General features: G+C 68.6%; 17 protein-coding genes. 7 read left to right on the top strand and 10 right to left on the bottom strand.

Going from position 1 to position 17,427, the window contains the following annotated elements; all coding sequences use genetic code 11:
* Window positions 1–17: 17 nt before the first annotated feature.
* A complete protein-coding gene (rarD, locus tag BLT68_RS08630) occupies window positions 18–968 on the bottom strand; it encodes an EamA family transporter RarD (RefSeq protein ID WP_074633703.1) in 951 nt (316 codons plus the stop codon).
* Window positions 965–2,275 (bottom strand): glutamyl-tRNA reductase, encoded by a 1,311-nt coding sequence (locus BLT68_RS08625; RefSeq protein WP_083332404.1) that lies wholly within the window; start codon window positions 2,273–2,275, stop codon window positions 965–967. The genes rarD and BLT68_RS08625 overlap by 4 nt, the downstream gene beginning before the upstream one ends.
* 255 nt (window positions 2,276–2,530) lie before the next feature.
* On the opposite strand from BLT68_RS08625, the gene hemE reads away from it, so the two are divergent.
* Genes hemE through hemL form a run of 6 tightly spaced genes read left to right on the top strand, consistent with a single transcriptional unit; the run spans window position 2,531 to window position 9,408 of the window.
* Window positions 2,531–3,622, top strand: a complete 1,092-nt coding sequence (gene hemE, locus BLT68_RS08620) for a uroporphyrinogen decarboxylase (RefSeq protein WP_074633702.1) — start codon at window positions 2,531–2,533, stop codon at window positions 3,620–3,622.
* A 5-nt stretch (window positions 3,623–3,627) separates the two neighbouring features.
* Window positions 3,628–5,091: a protoporphyrinogen/coproporphyrinogen oxidase gene (locus tag BLT68_RS08615; protein ID WP_083332403.1), complete on the top strand. Its 1,464-nt coding sequence runs from the start codon at window positions 3,628–3,630 to the stop codon at window positions 5,089–5,091.
* A complete protein-coding gene (hemC, locus tag BLT68_RS08610; protein ID WP_074633699.1) occupies window positions 5,088–6,122 on the top strand; it encodes a hydroxymethylbilane synthase in 1,035 nt (344 codons plus the stop codon). The genes BLT68_RS08615 and hemC overlap by 4 nt, the downstream gene beginning before the upstream one ends.
* A complete protein-coding gene (locus BLT68_RS08605) occupies window positions 6,119–6,931 on the top strand; it encodes a uroporphyrinogen-III synthase (RefSeq protein ID WP_074633697.1) in 813 nt (270 codons plus the stop codon). Before hemC ends, BLT68_RS08605 begins: the two co-directional genes overlap by 4 nt.
* Window positions 6,928–7,959: a porphobilinogen synthase gene (hemB, locus tag BLT68_RS08600; RefSeq protein ID WP_074633696.1), complete on the top strand. Its 1,032-nt coding sequence runs from the start codon at window positions 6,928–6,930 to the stop codon at window positions 7,957–7,959. Before BLT68_RS08605 ends, hemB begins: the two co-directional genes overlap by 4 nt.
* A gap of 54 nt (window positions 7,960–8,013) precedes the next feature.
* Entirely contained in the window at window positions 8,014–9,408 is a 1,395-nt protein-coding gene (hemL, locus tag BLT68_RS08595; RefSeq protein ID WP_074633755.1) for a glutamate-1-semialdehyde 2,1-aminomutase, read from the top strand.
* 47 nt (window positions 9,409–9,455) lie between these two features.
* Here hemL and BLT68_RS08590 read toward each other — a convergent pair whose 3' ends face one another.
* From BLT68_RS08590 to BLT68_RS08555, 8 genes are all read right to left on the bottom strand, one after another.
* The gene (locus BLT68_RS08590; protein WP_074633694.1) at window positions 9,456–9,929 is read right to left on the bottom strand and encodes a DNA-binding protein; all 474 of its coding nucleotides are present in this window, start codon (window positions 9,927–9,929) and stop codon (window positions 9,456–9,458) included.
* A 40-nt stretch (window positions 9,930–9,969) separates the two neighbouring features.
* Window positions 9,970–10,452: a DNA-binding protein gene (locus BLT68_RS08585; protein ID WP_074633693.1), complete on the bottom strand. Its 483-nt coding sequence runs from the start codon at window positions 10,450–10,452 to the stop codon at window positions 9,970–9,972.
* Window positions 10,449–11,747 (bottom strand): C2 family cysteine protease, encoded by a 1,299-nt coding sequence (locus tag BLT68_RS08580; RefSeq protein ID WP_074633691.1) that lies wholly within the window; start codon window positions 11,745–11,747, stop codon window positions 10,449–10,451. Before BLT68_RS08580 ends, BLT68_RS08585 begins: the two co-directional genes overlap by 4 nt.
* 13 nt (window positions 11,748–11,760) lie before the next feature.
* Complete coding sequence (locus BLT68_RS08575) at window positions 11,761–12,057, bottom strand: protein HldE (protein WP_074633690.1); 297 nt, start codon at window positions 12,055–12,057, stop codon at window positions 11,761–11,763.
* Window positions 12,058–12,257: 200 nt separating this feature from the next.
* Entirely contained in the window at window positions 12,258–12,476 is a 219-nt protein-coding gene (locus tag BLT68_RS08570) for a hypothetical protein (protein ID WP_074633688.1), read from the bottom strand.
* A gap of 324 nt (window positions 12,477–12,800) precedes the next feature.
* The gene (locus tag BLT68_RS08565; RefSeq protein WP_074633687.1) at window positions 12,801–13,601 is read right to left on the bottom strand and encodes an ABC transporter ATP-binding protein; all 801 of its coding nucleotides are present in this window, start codon (window positions 13,599–13,601) and stop codon (window positions 12,801–12,803) included.
* Window positions 13,598–14,626, bottom strand: a complete 1,029-nt coding sequence (locus BLT68_RS08560) for a FecCD family ABC transporter permease (protein ID WP_074633685.1) — start codon at window positions 14,624–14,626, stop codon at window positions 13,598–13,600. Before BLT68_RS08560 ends, BLT68_RS08565 begins: the two co-directional genes overlap by 4 nt.
* 87 nt (window positions 14,627–14,713) lie before the next feature.
* Window positions 14,714–15,844 carry an ABC transporter substrate-binding protein gene (locus tag BLT68_RS08555; protein ID WP_074633684.1) on the bottom strand — a complete coding sequence of 377 codons (1,131 nt, stop codon included), beginning with the start codon at window positions 15,842–15,844 and terminating at the stop codon, window positions 14,714–14,716.
* Between the two features lie 265 nt (window positions 15,845–16,109).
* Here BLT68_RS08555 and BLT68_RS08550 point away from each other — a divergent pair, with 265 nt between their 5' ends.
* On the top strand, window positions 16,110–17,399 hold the full coding sequence (locus BLT68_RS08550) for an MFS transporter (RefSeq protein WP_165603254.1): 1,290 nt from the start codon (window positions 16,110–16,112) through the stop codon (window positions 17,397–17,399).
* The last annotated feature ends 28 nt before the right edge of the window (window positions 17,400–17,427 follow it).

Raw genomic sequence — 17,427 nt, 5'->3', positions numbered from 1 at the left:
GGAGAGGCCCAGGCCCGCTACCGGCCAGGCGCCGCCGAGCGCGCCAGGCGCCTTGCCCGAAGGGAGGTGAGCGCCCAGTCGCCGCTCAGGCACCCCAGGGCCAGCCACACGACCCCCATCGCGACCCACCGGATCGTGGGAACGTTTTCCCCGAAGATGAAGAGTGCGACGAAGAGCTGCAGGGTGGGGCCCAGGTACTGCAGGAAACCCATGGTGCCCAGGGTGAGGCCCCTGGCGGCGGAGGCGAACATGATCAGCGGAACCATGGTCAGCGCCCCCGCGCCCACCAGCAGGGCCAGGTGCACGCCCCACGGACGGGTTCCCTGGCCGGACGCCAGCGCGTGGAAGGACGTGGAGGAAGTGGCCACCAGGTACGCGTAGTAGCCCAGCAGGATGGGCGAGACCGCGGCTGTTTCGATGGCCATGCCGGCCAACGGGTCAACGCGAGCGGCCACGTCTTTTTTCACCAGGGAATACAGGCCGAACGTGAGGGCGAGCGTCAGGGATACGATCGGGATGGAGCGCTGTCCGACGATAAGGATGACAACGGCGAGGCAACCCAGGCTAAGGGCGAGCTTGTGGACGGGGGTGACGCGCTCACGCAGCACGATGAGGCCCAGGGCCACGGTGACGAGGGGGTTAACGAAGTACCCGATCGCAGCGTCCGTCGTGTGGCCCGTGAGGATGGCGAACACGTACACGGACCAGTTGACGACGACCAGAGCCCCCGCGACCGTGAGCCGCCACAGCGCCCCCCTGTCCGCGACGAGCGCGCGGATCTTCCCCAGGGAGCCCGTGAGTGCGAGCGCCGCCAGGCAAAAAACCAGGCCCCACACAGCCCGGTGGACGATCACCTCGACGGCCCCGGCGGGGGATAGCCGGAAAAAGTACAGGGGGAAGAAACCCCAGATCACGTAGACGGCGACGCCCAGGGCGAGGGCGCGTGGTTCGTTCTTCCGGGTGCTCATGCCCCCAGTGTACGAAGCGGCCTGGTGCGCGCCTCGCAATGGTGAGGTGCCTGCTGGCCGTGAACAGCGCTCCGGTTGCGGGCGTGGGCGGGGCACACGGACACGGCCTCGTCGATGCCGAGGACCACGCTCAGCGCCTCCAGGTAGCGCTCCTGTTGACCCTCTTCGCCGGCCTTGCGGGCCATGACGGTGGGGTTGTGGACGAGTCGGGCGGCCAGGTGGCGCAGGGCCCGCGCCGCTTTCTCGGGCGAGATGGGATCCTGGCCCAGAAGAGCGATCTCCGCGTCGACGATGTCGAAGACGCGGGCGCGCAGGTGGCGCACGACGGGGTCCATTGAGCGGGCGCCGAGGCCGCGCTCGAAGGAGTCCACCTCCTCGGAGATGATCGCATGGGCGCGATCGAGCGCGTCGACCTGCGCGTCGGGCACCGACCCCTGGATCGTAGGCAGGTCGATGAGGGTGATCCCCGGCAGATCCGCGATGGAGGCGTCCGCGTCGCGGGTGAGCGCCAGGTCCAAAACAACCGTGCGGCCGGCGCGCTGCGCGAGGGAACGGGTCAGGACGGCGGACCCCAGTCCCCGGCAGGTGAGCACCAGGTCCGCGCGGCGAAGGGCGTCCGGGAGGGCGTGCGCATCGACCCAGCCGATGCCTCGTCCCCGTGCGAACTCTTCCGCGCGGCTGGACGTGGAGTAGACGCACACGTCCAGGGCGCCCAGGGCGGCCAGCGTGCTCACAGAGGCGCCCGCGTACGCGCCCGTCCCGACGATGAGGACCCTGGTGTCCTCCCACGCGGGCAGGTGGGCGGCCGCCAGGTTCAGTCCGACGGCGACGACCGAGCGCCCCGCTCCCGCCAAACTGGTTTCGGTGGCGATGCGCCGCGAGGTCGCGGACGCGCGCTCCACGGCGCGACCCAGGTCGCAGCTGAGGGTCCCGTCCTCCCATGCGCAGTGCGCTGCGCGGCGCATCTGCCCCGCGATCTCGCGTTCCCCGACGACCATGGACTCCAGGCCCGCGGCCGTCGCGAACAGGTCGGTGAGGGCGTCGCGCCCCCACAGGTGGCGCAGCTTCACGTCCTTCCTCGCCATCGCCGAGGCCCGGGCCAGCTCGCGCTCGACGGTGTCGCGGAGCGCGCGGGGGTTGGCCGAGGCGGGTGCGTCGATGTAGACGGTGACGCGGTTGCAGGTGCGCAGGACCATGACGCCGCGCGCCTGAGGGCACGCGCGTGCCAGCGTGGGGCCGAGGTCGGTCGCGCCGGAGAGCCGGGCGATGTCGTCGAGGGGGGCGTGGCGGTGGTCCGCTGAAAGCATATGAACAGTCACAACGTTCCCATTTAAGGGCACGAGGGGCGTCGGTGTCCCAACGGCCGACGAACGAGGGTTGGTGACGCCCGTGTCACGATGTTTCGATGGTTGAATATTTGGCATTCTCCCGCGGCAAAGGGGATGGGAAAAAGCATTATTTCAACAGCTGAGGCCGTGGCACAAAATGGTACCCACTAAACTGGACGGTGCCCGATGCGCACGAATTACCGCACGGACCCCTATCTAAAATAAGGAAGAGACATGACGATGCCCCCGCTGCTGGCTGCCTTGACGGGGCGGCGTGGACCCGCCCCCGTGTGGTTCATGCGCCAAGCCGGCCGCTCCCTGCCCGAGTACAGGCAGCTGCGCGCCCGCGTGGGCCTGCCCATGCTCGAGGCCTGCCTGGTCCCCGAGGTCGCCGCCGAGGCGACCGTTCAGCCTGTGCGCCGCCACGGCGTGGACGCCGCCGTCCTCTTCTCCGACATCATGATCCCCCTGCGCCTGGCGGGCGTGGGGGTCGAGATTGAGCCGGGCGTGGGCCCCGTCCTGGACCACCCGTACCGCACGCGCCAGGCAATCGATGAGCTCACCCGTCACTCCTACGGGTCCGGCTCGTGGACCGACGCCGCTGGAAACGCCCGCGATTGCGGTGAGGGCGCCCGAGCGGTGCGCCAGGCCGTCGCCCTGGCCGTGCGCGAACTGGGCGAGACCCCCCTCATCGGATTCGCGGGCGCCCCCTTCACGCTGGCCGCCTACATGGTCGAGGGACGCCCCTCCCGCGACCACCTGGCGGCCCGGGCGCTCGCCGCCTCGGATCCTGGCGCGTGGGACGAGCTCATGGGCTGGTGTGCGCGCGTGACCGGCGACTTCCTCGCCTCCCAGGTCGAGGCCGGCGCCAGCGCCGCCCAGCTCTTTGACTCGTGGGTGGGCTCCCTGTCCCCGCGGGTCTATCGCGACTCGGTCGCGCCGTACTCGCGCCGCGTCGCCTCCCGCCTTGCTCGGGCGCGCGTCCCGGTGACCGGTCGGCGCGCCCCGCTCATTCACTTCGGGACGGGCAGCGCACCGATCCTGGCCGATATGGCTGCCGTCGGGGCGGATTGCGTGGGCGTGGACTGGAAGACGGACCTGGCGTGGGCGATCGAGCAGGTTCCCGGCAAGGCGGTCCAGGGGAATCTGGACCCCGCACTGTTGCAGGCTCCGTGGGACGTTATCGAACAGGCCGTTCGTCATATTCTCGCCACCGGTCGAGCCGCTCCCGGCCACATTTTTAACCTGGGGCACGGCGTCCCCCCGACCACGGACCCGACGGTGCTCACCCACATCGTGGAGCTGGTCCACGACGCGGGCAGGTGAGCCGCGTGGAGACGCATCCAGGCATCCCAACCGCCCCCGGGGCGGTCGTGGTCGGTGGGGGAATCGCGGGCCTTACGGCGGCGTGGGAGCTGGCACGGGCTGGGCAACGCCCCCTCCTGGTCGAGGCCCGCGGCTACCTGGGCGGCCTCATCGCGCGCGGCCGCATCGCAGGGACAGACGTGGACCTGGGCGCGGAGACCTTCGTCATTCGCGGTACCGACGTCTGCTCCATGATCGCCGACCTGGGACTGCGCGCCGCCCTGCCCGCCGGGTCCGGCGCGCGTCTTTTCGCGCCCGCGCGCCAGGGCGGCTGGGAGCTGCGTCCCTTCCTGCGAGAATCCTTCCTGGGGATCCCCGCTCGCCCGGACGCCCCCGACTGCGCCCACGCCTTTGGGGCTGACGGGGTGCGGCGCGCCCTCCTCGACGCGTCCATGGGCCCCTCCGTTGGGATGGACCGGGCCGGGGATACGCTGGCCGGTTTCGTGGCCGCCCGCATGGGGACCCAGGTGCTTGAGCGATCGGTGCGCCCCATCGTGAGCGGCATCTATACCTCCGATCCGTCAATGCTGGCCACCGACGCCGTGGCCCCCGGGTTGCGCGCCGCGACCGCGCGCACCGGCTCCCTGGCTGCGGCGGTCGGCGAGCTCCTGGCCCGCTCGGGGACGCGCCGCGCCCCCGAGGCCTGCGTTGAGGGCGGCATGTTCGTCCTGGTGGACGCCCTGCGCCAGGCGATCGAGGCCGCCGGGGGAACCGTCTGCACCCGGATGGGGGCCCGCACCCTGTCGCGTGACGGCACGGCCTGGAGGTGCGACGTGGGGCCGACCCGCCGGGGACCCACCCCCAGCGCCGAGCCGGTCCCCGACGGGCCGGGCACGGCCATCCGCGCGCCGCGCGTGGTCCTGGCCTGCAGCGCGCAGGCCGCCCTGCGGATCCTGGATGGCGCGGGGATCCCCGCTGGCCCGGACGTGAGCGTTCCCAAGGGCGCGCCCATCGCGCGCCTCACCCTGGCCGTGCGCGCTCCCGAGCTGGACGACGCACCCGTCTCACAGGGCCTGCTGGTCGCCCCCGCGCCCGCGGGCGATCGCCCCGTCGAGGCCAAGGCCCTGTCCCACCTGACCGTCAAGTGGCCGTGGCTTGCGCGCCGGTTCGAGGCCGGCACACACCTGTTGCGCCTGTCCTACGGCCGCTACGGGGAACCCGAACCCGAGGTCGACCTCAGGCGCGCCCTGGGCGACGTCCGAGCCATGACGGGCGTGCGCATCGACCCCGACGCTGTTGTCGATCACCTGTTGGTGCGCTGGAACGGCACGCTCCCACCCCTGCCCCCGGACTACCGTGAGCGGGTCGCTTCCCTGCAGGCCGCTGTCGCCTCGCTGGGGGGCCTGGCCCTGACCGGCGCGTGGGTCGCGGGCACCGGCGTCGCGTCCGTCGTCTCGCACGCGCGCGCGAGCGCGAAAGGACTGTCATGACCGCTCGCACGCTGATCCTGGGCACACGAGGATCTCGGCTGGCCCTGGCCCAATCCGCCGCGGTCGCCCGCGCCGCCTCGCGCGCGGGAGCGGCGATGGGCCTCAACATCACGGTCGAGCTGAAGGTCGTCCGCACCCACGGGGACGTGACCGCGACACCTCTCGCGTCCCTGGGTGGGATCGGAGTGTTCGCCGCCCAGCTGCGCCTGGCCCTGCTGGAAGGCCAGTGTGACCTGGCCGTCCACTCCTTCAAAGACCTGCCCACCGCACCCGTTCCTGGCCTGCGTATCGCGGCCGTCCCGTGCCGAGAAGACCCGCGCGACGCCCTGTGTGCCGCCGACGGGCAGACCCTGGCGGACCTGCCGGAGGGTGCGCGCGTCGGCACCGGGTCGCCGCGCCGCGCCGCCCAGCTGCTCGCCGCCCGCCCGGACCTGCGCATCTGCGACCTGCGCGGCAACGTCCCCACCCGCCTGTCCCGCGTGCGCGGTGTCGATCTGGGCACGGACGTCGGCACCGCGCACACGGCCCTCGGGACGGGTGAGCCACTCGAGGCCGTCGTTCTGGCCCTCGCCGGCCTGAAACGCCTGGGCCTTGGCGGCCACGCCACGCACGTCCTGCCCCCCGAGGCCATGATGCCCGCACCCGCCCAGGGGGCCTTGGCGATCGAGACGCGCGACGACATCGACGCCGAGCTGCGCTCCGTCGTCGCCGCGCTGAACGACCGGGGCACCGCGCTCGCGGCGAGTGCCGAGCGTGCACTCATGGCGTCCCTCGGTGCCGGGTGCGCGGCACCCGTGGGCGCCCTGGCCCGCGTCAACCAGGACGACTCTGCCCTGGTCATCGACGCGCGGATTGTGGCGGTGGACGGGTCCGCGTCGGTCGAGGCCCGTGACACGCTGGCGCTCACGGATAACGCCTGCGAAGCCGACGCCGCCACGGCGGGCAGGCGCTGTGCGCAGAACCTGCTGGCGGCGGGCGGCGCAAACGTGGCCGACCTGCGCGCATCCAAGCCGCTCAGGTCACCCTCGTGAGCGCGCCAGAGGGCACGGACGCGTCCCGGGGGCAGGGCGAGGGCCCGCTGGTCGGCAGGCGCATTCTCCTGGGCCGCCTCAAGGAGCCCGATGCCATCGCGCTGGCCCTGACGGAAGCGGGCGCGCACGTTGACGCGCTGGCCCTGACCGTCTCTTTACCCCTTGAATCCCCACGACTCGACCAAGCGCGCACGGACCTGGGTGGCGGCGCCTACGCCTGGGTGGTTCTCTCCTCGTGGAGAGGCGCCCGCGCGGTTGCGCCCCTCCTCGCCGACGCGCACGCGCGCGGCACTCGCATCGCGACCGTCGGAGCCGCCACCGCCCGGTGGATCAAAGACTGCGGGAAGGTGGCGCCCGACCTGATCGGACAGGGTTCTGCCGCCGCGCTGGTGCGCGCCTTTCCACCGGTCACGGGCAACCAAAGAGGCCGCGTCCTCATCCCCCGATCCGCCATCGCGCCCCCAAACCTGCCCGACGGGCTGAGCGCTCTCGGCTGGAGCGTTGACGCGGTTGACGCCTACACCACGCGGCCCGCAACCCCCGGGGACATCCCGACAGACCTCGCCGATGCCTACCGGAGCGGCCACTTCGATGCGCTCCTGCTCACCGCTTCCTCCCAGGTGCCAGCCCTGCTCACCCTCCTGGGCACGCCGCCTCCCACGACCCCGGTCGCCACCATCGGCGCGCCCACCGCCGACACGGCGCGACGCCAGGGAATCGGCGTGGCCGCCCACGCCGATTCCCCCGGACCCGACGCGGTTGCCCGCGCATTGACCGACATCCTCTCGCCGACCCAAGGACAGCAATGACCACCGTGCCCACATCCGTCACCTCCTACCTGGCCGAGGCCGGGGTGGAGGGTGCCCCCACCCCGACCGTTCGCCCGCGCCGACTGCGCTCCACGCCCGCGATGCGCGGCCTGGTGCGCGAAACTCACGTCGATCCCGCCAAGCTGATATGGCCGGTGTTCGTCCGCGACGACATCGACGAGGCCCGCGAGATCGCCGCCATGCCCGGCCAGTACCAGCACACGATTGATTCCCTGCGCAGGGCCGCCGCCCAGGCCGCCGAGGCTGGGGTCGGCGCGATTGACCTGTTCGGCGTGCCAGCCATGCGGGACTCGACCGGCACCCAGGCGTGGGCCCCGGACGGCATCCTCAACCGCGGACTGGCCGCCGTACGCGCCGAGGTCGGCGACGCCCTGGTCGTGTGCGCCGACACGTGCCTGGACGAGTTCACCGATCACGGGCACTGCGGTCTTCTTGACGGATCGGGTGGCGTCGATAACGACGCCACGTTGCCCCTCTACCAGGCCATGGCCATTTCCCAGGCGCGCGCCGGGGCGCACATGGTGTCCCCCTCGGGCATGATGGACGGGCAGGTGGCCGCGATACGGGCGGCCCTTGATCGGGCGGGGCACGCAGACGTCGCGATCCTGGCCTATTCCGCGAAGTATGCGTCCGCCTACTTCGGGCCCTTCCGCGAGGCTGTTGGATCCACCCTCACAGGTGACCGCCGCACCTACCAGCAGGATCCCGCCAACCGCCGCGAAGGGGTCTTCGAAGCGCTCCTGGACGCCGCGGAGGGGGCCGACATGCTCATGGTGAAACCGGCGGGCCCCTACCTGGACGTCCTGGCCGACGTGGCTGCCGCATCCGACATTCCCGTCGCCGCCTACCAGGTCTCCGGCGAGTACTCGATGGTCGAGGCCGCCGCCGCCAACGGCTGGATCGACCGGGAACGCGTCATCGACGAATCCCTCACCGGCATCTTTCGAGCGGGTGCCGACTCGGTGCTGACCTACTGGGCGCCCGAAGCTGCCCGCCGCTGGCGCTGAGCGCGGGTAGGATGGAAGCGAAACAAACCCAGGCCTCGTCCCGTGAAGGTAGCCGTGACCAGTAACGAAACAGCGTTTTTTCAAGCGAAATCCGTGATACCCGGCGGCGTTGACTCGCCCGTGCGCGCCTTCGGGGGCGTCGGCGGCACCCCGCGTTTTATCGCGAGCGCCAGCGGCGCGACCGTCACCGATATCGAGGGGCGCACCTACGTGGATCTGGTCGGCTCGTGGGGGCCGGCGCTCCTGGGTCACTCCCATCCCCAGGTCGTCGCCGCCGTCCAGGAAGCAGCCTCGCGCGGGCTGTCCTTCGGGGCGCCCACGGAAACCGAGACGTTCCTCGCCCGCGCCGTGCGGGAGCGCGTTCCCTTTGCCCAGCGCGTCCGTTTCGTTTCCACCGGGACCGAGGCGACCATGACAGCGATTCGCCTGGCGCGCGGCGCCACCGGACGCGATCTGATCGTCAAGTTTGCGGGGAATTACCACGGGCACTCAGACGGGCTGCTGGCGGCCGCCGGCTCCGGCGTGGCCACCGGCGGACTGCCCGGATCCGCGGGTGTTCCCGAGGCGATTGCCGCGCAGACGGTCGTGCTGCCCTATAACGATGTTGATGCGCTTCGCGGTTGCTTCGACGAGGCGGGTGGCCGCATCGCTGCCGTCATTTTCGAGGGCGCGCCCGCCAACATGGGTGCCGTGCCCCCGCGCCCGGGATGGAACCGCGAAATCCGTCGCCTGTGTACCGCTCACGGCGCCCTCATGATTCTCGATGAGGTCCTGACGGGCTTCCGCGTTGACCCCGCCGGCTGGTGGGGACTGGAGGCCGTGGCCTCCTGGGTGGATGGCGCCCCAGCGGGCGAGTTCAGCGCCGGGTTCGTCGATGACTCGGCGGTGGGTGGCGCGGATTGGGTGCCTGACCTGGTGACCTTCGGCAAGGTCGTGGGGGGCGGCATGCCGCTGGCCGCCGTGGGTGGCCGCGCGGACGTCATGGATCTTTTGGCGCCTGTGGGACCCGTCTACCAGGCGGGTACGCTGTCGGGCAATCCGCTGGCCACCGCCGCGGGCCTGCGCACCCTTGAGCTGGCCGACCGGGGCGTGTACGACCGTGTGAATGCCTCGGCTCAGGCGATCAGTACCATTGTTTCCGATGCCCTCAGCGCCTGCGGAGTCGCTCACCGCGTCCAGCGCACGGGCTCTCTGTTTTCGTTCATGTTCGGCGAGGTCGCTGCCGCCTTTGGCGTGTACGACTACGAGCAGGCGCGTGCCCAGGAGGCGTGGCGTTACGGTCCGTTCTTCCATTCCTTCCTGTCCTCGGGCATAGCACTGCCGCCCTCAGTGTTCGAGGTTTGGTTCACCTCCGCGGCGCACGGTGACGCCGAGATCGAGGCGATTGCTGCGGCCGCCCCGGCGGCCGCGCGGGCCGCCGCCCAGGCGCGGCCTCCGCGGCTGCCCTGAGGGCGGGTCCGATCGGGTTCGATCAGAGGTTACGCTGGCTCGCCCGCTCATTTGGCTTCTTCGAACATGGTGAAGGTGGGGTCGGGTTCGAAGCAGAAGGTTGCTCCCCCGGGGTTGGGGGTGAACCACACAGTGCCCGAGTAGGCCCGTTTGAGGGTGAAGGTGCCCACTCCCTCGACGGTGGCGGACTCCCCCAGGCTCACTTCCGGCACGTAGGCGATGTCGTTCACGTGATTGCCTTCAATCGTGAATAGGGAAAATCCTGCGGTCTCGACCCCCATGTTGATTTCTCCCCAGGCGTCGAACCTCACCAATGAGTCGTCAGTCAGTGTTCCTAGGTACGTCGCGTTCTGGTGAGGTTCCGCTCCTACCTGGTATTGGCCTTGGCAGGTGATGCGGGTGCCTGTTTGGAATCGTTTCCAGGGCCAGGCGTAGGCGATGTGGGCGTAGGTCCAGGCGATGACGAAGACCAGGGCGAGGATGGTGAACACGGTGCGCTTGCGCGGGGGCTTAACGCTCACGGGACCCGCCCTGCGGTGAGGGTGGTGAGAGTGCTTGTCCTCATTTCACTCGTTGTTTTCCTTCTCGTATGGTGAAGGTGGGGTCGGGTTCGAAGCAGAAGGTTGCTCCCCCGGGGTTGGGGGTGAACCACACAGTGCCCGAGTAGGCCCGTTTGAGGGTGAAGGTGCCCACCCCATCGACGGTGGCGGACTCCCCCAGGCTCACTTCCGGCACGTAGGCGAGGGTGTCTATCTTGCCGTCAATCTCTGCGGATAGGCCGATGCTGGCTGTCTCGACCCCCATGTTGATCCTGCCCCTGGCGCCGAAGAGTACGGGGGAGCCGCCGGAAAGAAATCCCAGTAGGGGAGCCGGAGTGTTTGGTATAGAGCCGACGCTGTATTGGCCTTGGCAGGTGATGCGGGTGCCTGTTTGGAATCGTTTCCAGGGCCAGGCGTAGGCGATGTGGGCGTAGGTCCAGGCGATGACGAAGACCAGGGCGAGGATGGTGAACACGGTGCGCTTGCGCGGGGGCTTAACGCTCACGGGACCCGCCCCACGGTGACGTCGCCGAAGTTGGCGAAGAAGTCCCTCCAGCTCATCGTGAAGGTTGCCTCCGTTCGACTACCGTTGGGGGCATCGTTGTGCCCCCACGGGTTCGTGAGGGTCACGCCGTTGCCGTCCGCTCCGACGACGGTGTAGACGTGGCTGGAGGAGACCTGGATCCTCGTCGGCTCCCCGCCGACGATGACGTCTGCGGGCCCGGTAACGAGGCCGGACTCGGCGACGACCGGCTTGCCCGTGTTGACCGCGGCTATTGCGGCAAACATGGCGGCCGCGTTGGTGGAGTTCGTGAGTGGAATCGGTGCGGTGAGCTTGCCGGAGATGTCCGTCATGGTCAAGGCCGACAGGCTCCCGGAGGCTCCCCACGTGGGGAACTTCCCCCGTGTCCCGCCCATGTGCGATTGGACGAATGCCTTCTCGAAGATGGAGCCGAGGTCAGCGTTGCGGCTCCTCCCGGCGGTATCCCCATGCTCCAGTACGTCCTGGACAAAAACGCGCCTGCGGTTCCTGCCGAACCCGGGGAAGTTCACGTAGAACCCGTCCACCTTGCCGTCGGCGCCGTAGTGCGGGGTAATGAGGCTCGCCAGATACCTGCGTCCCGCCTCGGTCTGGTTATAAGCGTTGAGCGAGGCGAGCAGGTGGCAGTCTCCAATTTGCCCTTGCTTGATACTGAACAGGGTGGATGAAGGATTGCTGAGGTGGGCGAGGATGCTGTTGATCTCTGTGTCTGTTAGGGAACGTGTGTCCCCAATGTCGATGTGCTCGTCTTCGACCGTGTGGATATCCTCCGGCGTGAAATACAGGGCCTCCCTGAGGGAGGCCGCGGTGTTCAGCGCCTGGTTCGACAGCTCGTTCTTCGCGTCGTCGTAGCTCTTTTGCAGGTAGGAAAGTTCCTCCTTAATGGAAGCCTCCTGCATCGCCCTGTCGGCGGGGGTCATCGCCTGGTATTGCTCCCACAGCTCGTCCGCCCGGGCACGGATCCCGTTGACCGAGCCAATGACCCACTCCAGAGTGAAGTAGTAGCTCTTCAGCGCGTTCGCCGCCTGGAGGGTGCCGTCCTCCCAGATGCCAATCTCGCGTTTCTCGACGCTCGCGCTGTTGATGAAGGCGTCTTTCGCCTGTCCCTCCCAGTCGATGCACCGGCTGATGACAGCGTTGACGCCGGTGTACAGCTCCCCGATCTGGCGCGAGCGATTCCTGATTTCGTTCTGACACGACCAGATCGAGCCCAGATCCCCCGTCACAGCCGGAAAGCGCTGCGAAAATCTCGCTTCCATGATTCCCTCGTTTCTACAGCTTCGCTCGAATCGCCTCGAAGACCGCCGCCACTTCGTCGTCGGTTTCCTGCGTCGCATACGCGGTAGCGTGCAGCCCGCTGGCGGTCTTGTTGAGCCACTCCCGTGTGGCCTGACCGCGCCTGTTGTACATGGAGACAAAATACATCAGCGCGTCTCTCACGGCGCTATCTCCACAGTCGAAGGACTCTTCACACTTGTCCAGCCCCAGTTCGCTCATCCCGTCGGATAGCCGACCCATTTCCCCCGAGGCCTCTTCCAACCTGTCTGTGTCCATGCGAAAACCGTTCATCACATCCTCCTCGATGCAGTGGTTGACAAATAGACTCTAATAGGGGGTGAACACGATTCGCAAGTCTCCGGGGGCTCCAATGCCCGGTTTTTCGGCGCTCACATGGACGAGGCGGGGGGAGGCAGGCAAAGAAAAAGCGCGACACCTCGGCGGTGTCACGCTGGGATGGGAGGGGCGCGCGTTCGTCGCCCCGCAGTGTCTCAGGCGCGCGTGCGAGCGATCGAGATGATCGCGGGGGAGACGATCAGGGCGGTCAGGGCGATGACGACCGCCAGGACCATCGATGACACGGAGGCGACCTGCAGGGCGGCGGCCATGCCGAGTCCGGCCAGGACGACGATGAGGGCGACGAAAACGGAAGCCGAGGCGGTGGCCTGGCTGATGGTGGGCGCGGTCTCAGCCTTGACGATGTGGTCCATGGTTCTCCTTGAGTTTGTCTTCGCGCGGAGGCGCGAAGCGCGCCCCGCACGCCAGCGTGTTGTGTGGGCCGGTCGGCCCGCGCCGCCCGGGAGGGCGGCGGCATCAAAAAACGGGGCCGACCTGCGTCGCCCCCGTTGGTGCAGTACCTATTCTACGGCGACGTGGCCGCGCGGTCCATACCCACACAAGTCCTTGTAAGGCACCGCACAGTTGTCGCGTAAAGGGTTGGCAAAAGACTGCCATCGCCGGGAAAACGGGACCGCACACCAAAGCATCGCATCGTTTCGCGCGGGTGCGCGGGGCGCGTCGCGGCGCAAGCCGGGCTATTGCGGGCCGGCCAGCCGCACCGGCACGATGGCCCTCACGTCCTCGCCCTCGAAGGGCACGCAGCCGATCGCCACGTCCACCCCGAACACGTCCGCCAGGGTGGCAGCGTTCATCACGGAGGACGCGGGACCGACCACGGCCTGGTGGGTGGAGGAAAAGAGCGCAACCTGGTCCGCAACCCTCAGGGCGTGAGCCGGGTAGTGCGTGTTCATGATGACGGCCAGCCCCCGATCCTTCACGAGGCGTTCGAGCAACCCCAGGACGATCAGTTGGTTGCGGAAATCCAGTCCGGTCTCCGGTTCATCCAGCACGAGGACCCGCGGGTTCGCGACGAGCGCGCGGGCAATGAGGATCATCTGGAACTGCCCGCCCGACATGGTCGCGCATGGCATCTCCGCCAGGTGCGAGGCGCCGATCTCGTCGAGAACCTCCCGGGCCATCGCCTCCTCGCGAGCCCCCGGCTGGGCCAAGGTGCGCATGTGCGGTGCGCGCCCGACTATGACCATCTCCAGGCCGGTGAGCGCCACGTTGGACGCGTTGCGTGCCTGCGGAACGTAGGACAGCACCCGGCCCAGCGCGCGCGTCGACATGTCGGAAATGTCGGTGCCGTCGATCAAGGTGCGCCCGCTGTCCCACTTTTGCAGGCCGATCATGGTGCGCAGCAGCGTCGTCTTCCCCGCCCCGTTGGGCCCCAGGACGGCCAGCAGGGAACGCTCCGGGACAGTAAAGCTCATGTCACGCAGGATCGGGGCGGGCGCGCCGGGATAGGTGAAGGTCGCGCCCTGAACGCTAATCATCGCGCGCCCCCCGTCCGGCGCAGCAGCACGATAAAGAACGGCGCGCCGATGATGGCCGTCAGGATCGAGATCGGTATCTCCGAGGCGGACAGGGAGCGTGCCAGCGTGTCGATGACGATCATCAGGGCCGACCCCAGCAGCAGGGACGCGGGGATAACGGCGCGATTGTTCTGCCCACACAGCATGCGCGCGCAGTGCGGCACCAGCAAGCCCACCCAGCCGACCTGGCCGCACATCGAGATCACCGAGGCCGTGATGACCGTCGACGCGACGATCAGGATCGCCCGCATCAGGGAGACGTTGACGCCGGCGGAGCGGGCCTCGTCCTCGGAGAGGGACAAGATGTTGAGCTGCCAGCGCAGCGCCACGATCACGGTGACGCCCGCGACGATGAAGGGCGCGCCCAACGCGATCTGGTGGTAGGTGACGGCCGCCAGGGATCCCATGAGCCAGTAGGTGATTTCGGGGAGCTGGCTGGTCGGGTCGGCCGTCAGCTTCAGCAGCGACAGGACGGCGTTAGCGAGGGCCGACACGATGACGCCCCCCAACACCAGCGTGATCACGTTGAAGGAGCCCGTCCTGGTGCGCGAGATCGCGGTCGTGAAAGCCATGGTCCCCAGGCCGACGGTCAGGGCGGCGGCCTGCACGCCGATCAGGTTCCAGTCGAGCAGCAGCGCGATCACGGCGCCGACGCAGGTCCCGGCCGCGACCCCCAGCGTGTCCGGAGTCGCCAGCGGGTTGGAGAACAGTGACTGGAACGACGCACCCGCGACCGACAGGCCCCCGCCGACCAGGATCGCCACGATAATACGGGGTGCGCGCAGGTCGAACACGACGGAGTTGACGCGCGGGGAAACCGCGGGACCTCCCCAAAAGCGTGCCCGCAGGGCGGCGACCACATCCTCCAGTGACACGGAGAACCGTCCGATCATCATCGCCGCGGCCGCGCACGCGACGATCAGCGCGATCAGGGCGGGAATCACCCACGCGCGCAGCCGCCCGTTCCTGGTCAGCAGTGACTTCATAGGTGTCCTCTCCCCGGGGAGCCCGGGAGTAAAACGCATAGCGGAGCCCCGGCCTCGTCGATGAGGAGACGAGGCCGGGGCCGGGCGTCAGGAGGCGGCGTCGGGGTTAACGATCCGGCGCGCCTGTTCGTCGGTGAGCGTGAAGTTGTACATCTTCTGGTAGTAGTCCTTCGTGATGGCAACCAGATCAACGTCGGTGAACTGGTCGGGGTACAAGGATGCGCCGATCCAGTTCGCCACGATCGGGGCGTCTGGGTTGGGGGTGAACCAGTTCCACATGCCCAGGCCGGTCGAATAGACGCGGCCGTTCTTCACGGAGGACAGGGTGGACAGGTCCACCCCCTCAACCGAGTTCGTTAAAACGGTATTCGCCGTCATGTTGGACATTCCCTTGCCGGTGACCAGGAGGACCTGCGGGTCCCACGTGAGGACCTGCTCGAAGGTGACGGGTGTGCGCGATGTGTTGGTGTCGCGCGAGACGTTCGTGTAGTTCAGGGAGTCGGCCCACTCGCCCGTGAACCAGCCCTCTTTGCCTCCCGCGACGGCGAGCTGCCCGTCGGCCGCGCTCATGAGGACCATCGTCGAAACCCGCTGATCCTCCGGGACCTTCGCGGTGCGCGCGCGGGCGTCGGCGACCAGGTTCTGGCCCAGCGCGATCTTGTCGGCCATGTGGCCTTCCTGGTTAAAGACGTCTTCGAGGAGCTCCATCCACTGCGTGTAGGTCTCCGAGGGGTTCCCCATCGTGGTGAAGCCAACGGCGGGGATGCCAGCTTTGCGGAATATCTCGCCGTGTTCCTTGTTGAAGGCGTTGTAGAGGACGACGTCGACGTTGAGGTTCAGCAGGGCCTCGGCGTTGAGCTCGCCCTTGTCGTAGTAGCCGGTCTCCACCTGCATCATCTCGGGGGCCATCTCCGCGGCGATCGTCTGGCTCATGGCCTTGACGCGCGCGGCGCTCATGCCCACCAGGTTGGGTGCCTTGCCGTCGAAGTAGGCGAGGTAGGTGGATTCGATCGGGATCTGGTCGATGGCGACGCGGGTGATCTGAGCGGGCAGGGTGACCTCGTTACCGCCGTGGTCGGTGATCGTCCGGGTCGACGAGGCGCCGGCCCCCTTGGTGGTCGAGTCCGACTGGGCGGTGGTTCCCCCGGTGCCGCCGCAGGCGGTGAGCGTCAGGGCGGTGGTCAGCAGGGCGGTCAGCGCCGCGAGGCGTATCTTCATCGTGTCCTCTCGTGTCTCAGGGATTACGAGGGAAATGCTACACAATATTAGGTAAACCTCACAAGGGTTTTTGGCGCTTTATGACGTGGTGTGTTATCCGCGCCCCTGGGAAGGGCTCGGTTCAACCGCAGAGACGCCGGGCGCCGCGAGCGAAGCGTCAGGGCGCGGTGCCGGGCGGTGTTCGACGAGGGTCGCCGGGGACTTCGTGGCTGTTGACTGGCAAGATCTATTGACTGGCAAGAAGCGTGACATTACCGTTGCATGGATGCTCCCAGATACCTCCTCTGCTCCCGCGCAGGTAAGCGCCTCCGGCCGCCAGCTGGCTTTGAACTGGTGGCGAGTGGTCGCCATGATCTGGAGCGGCCAGGCGTTCTCCATCGTCACCAGCGGGGCGTCCGGGTGGGCGATCATCTGGCACGTTACCACCACCGAGGGTTCGGCCCTGAAGCTCGCCCTCGTCATGGCCCTCTCCCAGCTGCCCCTCGGGCTGCTGGCCCCCCTGGGTGGCCTGGCCGCGGACCGCTACAACCGCCGCACCGTCATGATCGTCTCCGACCTGGGTGCGGGCGTGATGTCGCTGGCGTTGGGGGCCCTGGCGTGGTTCGGGCACGGCACCTTCGCCCTCATATGCCTCTTCGCGGCGCTGCGCAGCTGCTTCCAGGCCTTCCACTTCCCCGCGATGAGCGCGGCCATGCCGATGCTGGTCCCCGAGAAACACCTCATGCGCGTGAATGCCCTCGACCAGGCCATCGGATCGATCGCCAACATCGGTTCTCCGGCGATCGGCATCGCCCTCTACACGGCCTTCGGGCTGCCCTACACCCTGGGCCTGGAGTTCGCAGGGGCGCTCCTGGCGGTGGGCGGCCTGGCACTGGCCAGGATCCCCTCGGTTGAGGCCGAGATGCCCCCGACCATCATGGGGCAGATCCGCCAGGGGTGGAGGGCGCTGAACGTCCACTCGGGCCTGGTCATCCTGATCGTCGCCCTCACCGCCGGGATGATGGTTTTCGCCGCCATTCAGGCGGTGTACCCGCTCATGGCGCAGCAGCACTTCGGCGCCGACGGGGGCATGGTGTCCATCGCCGAGGCGATCACGGGCACCTGCATGCTGGTCGGCGTGGTCATCATGATGGCGTGGGGAGGGGGCCAGCGGTTGGCGCTGCTCATGAGCTGCACGATCGTCATCGTCGGATTCCCCATCGCGGCGACCGGCCTGCTTCCCAAGAGTGGATTCTGGGCGTTCGTGGCGCTCATGGGGTTTGCCTGCGTGTTCCTGGCGTGGTTCCACCCGCCCCTGATGACCCTCATCCAAAGGCACGTCGGAGAGGACAAGGTCGGGCGCGCAGTGGGGTTCTTCCAACTGATGCTTGGGCTGGCGATGCCCCTCGGCGTCGCCCTGGGCGGTGCCATCGCCGATTGGACGGGACTGCCCGCCCTCTTCACCGCCGCGGGCCTCTTCTTCTGCATCCTCGGAGCGGCCATGTACGCCGTTCCTAGCATCCGCGACCTCGACGCTCCCACGCCCGCCGCGTCGCCTGTCGACGGCGAGGGCTAGAACCTCGCGCGGCGGGACCCGGTTGCCG

The organism is Schaalia meyeri (genome assembly GCF_900105015.1).
Lineage (GTDB): Bacteria > Actinomycetota > Actinomycetes > Actinomycetales > Actinomycetaceae > Pauljensenia > Pauljensenia meyeri.
This window is presented reverse-complemented; position numbering and strand designations above follow the sequence as displayed.

Excerpts from the sequence above, each read along its gene's own strand:
- BLT68_RS08575 (WP_074633690.1), bottom strand. The coding sequence starts at position 12,057 with ATGAACGGTTTTCGCATGGACACAGACAGGTTGGAAGAGGCCTCGGGG.
- BLT68_RS08580 (WP_074633691.1), bottom strand. The coding sequence starts at position 11,747 with ATGGAAGCGAGATTTTCGCAGCGCTTTCCGGCTGTGACGGGGGATCTG.
- hemB (WP_074633696.1), top strand. The coding sequence starts at position 6,928 with ATGACCACCGTGCCCACATCCGTCACCTCCTACCTGGCCGAGGCCGGG.
- BLT68_RS08625 (WP_083332404.1), bottom strand. The coding sequence starts at position 2,275 with ATGCTTTCAGCGGACCACCGCCACGCCCCCCTCGACGACATCGCCCGG.
- BLT68_RS08570 (WP_074633688.1), bottom strand. The coding sequence starts at position 12,476 with ATGGACCACATCGTCAAGGCTGAGACCGCGCCCACCATCAGCCAGGCC.
- rarD (WP_074633703.1), bottom strand. The coding sequence starts at position 968 with ATGAGCACCCGGAAGAACGAACCACGCGCCCTCGCCCTGGGCGTCGCC.
- BLT68_RS08565 (WP_074633687.1), bottom strand. The coding sequence starts at position 13,601 with ATGATTAGCGTTCAGGGCGCGACCTTCACCTATCCCGGCGCGCCCGCC.
- BLT68_RS08560 (WP_074633685.1), bottom strand. The coding sequence starts at position 14,626 with ATGAAGTCACTGCTGACCAGGAACGGGCGGCTGCGCGCGTGGGTGATT.
- hemE (WP_074633702.1), top strand. The coding sequence starts at position 2,531 with ATGACGATGCCCCCGCTGCTGGCTGCCTTGACGGGGCGGCGTGGACCC.
- BLT68_RS08550 (WP_165603254.1), top strand. The coding sequence starts at position 16,110 with ATGCTCCCAGATACCTCCTCTGCTCCCGCGCAGGTAAGCGCCTCCGGC.
- hemC (WP_074633699.1), top strand. The coding sequence starts at position 5,088 with ATGACCGCTCGCACGCTGATCCTGGGCACACGAGGATCTCGGCTGGCC.
- BLT68_RS08555 (WP_074633684.1), bottom strand. The coding sequence starts at position 15,844 with ATGAAGATACGCCTCGCGGCGCTGACCGCCCTGCTGACCACCGCCCTG.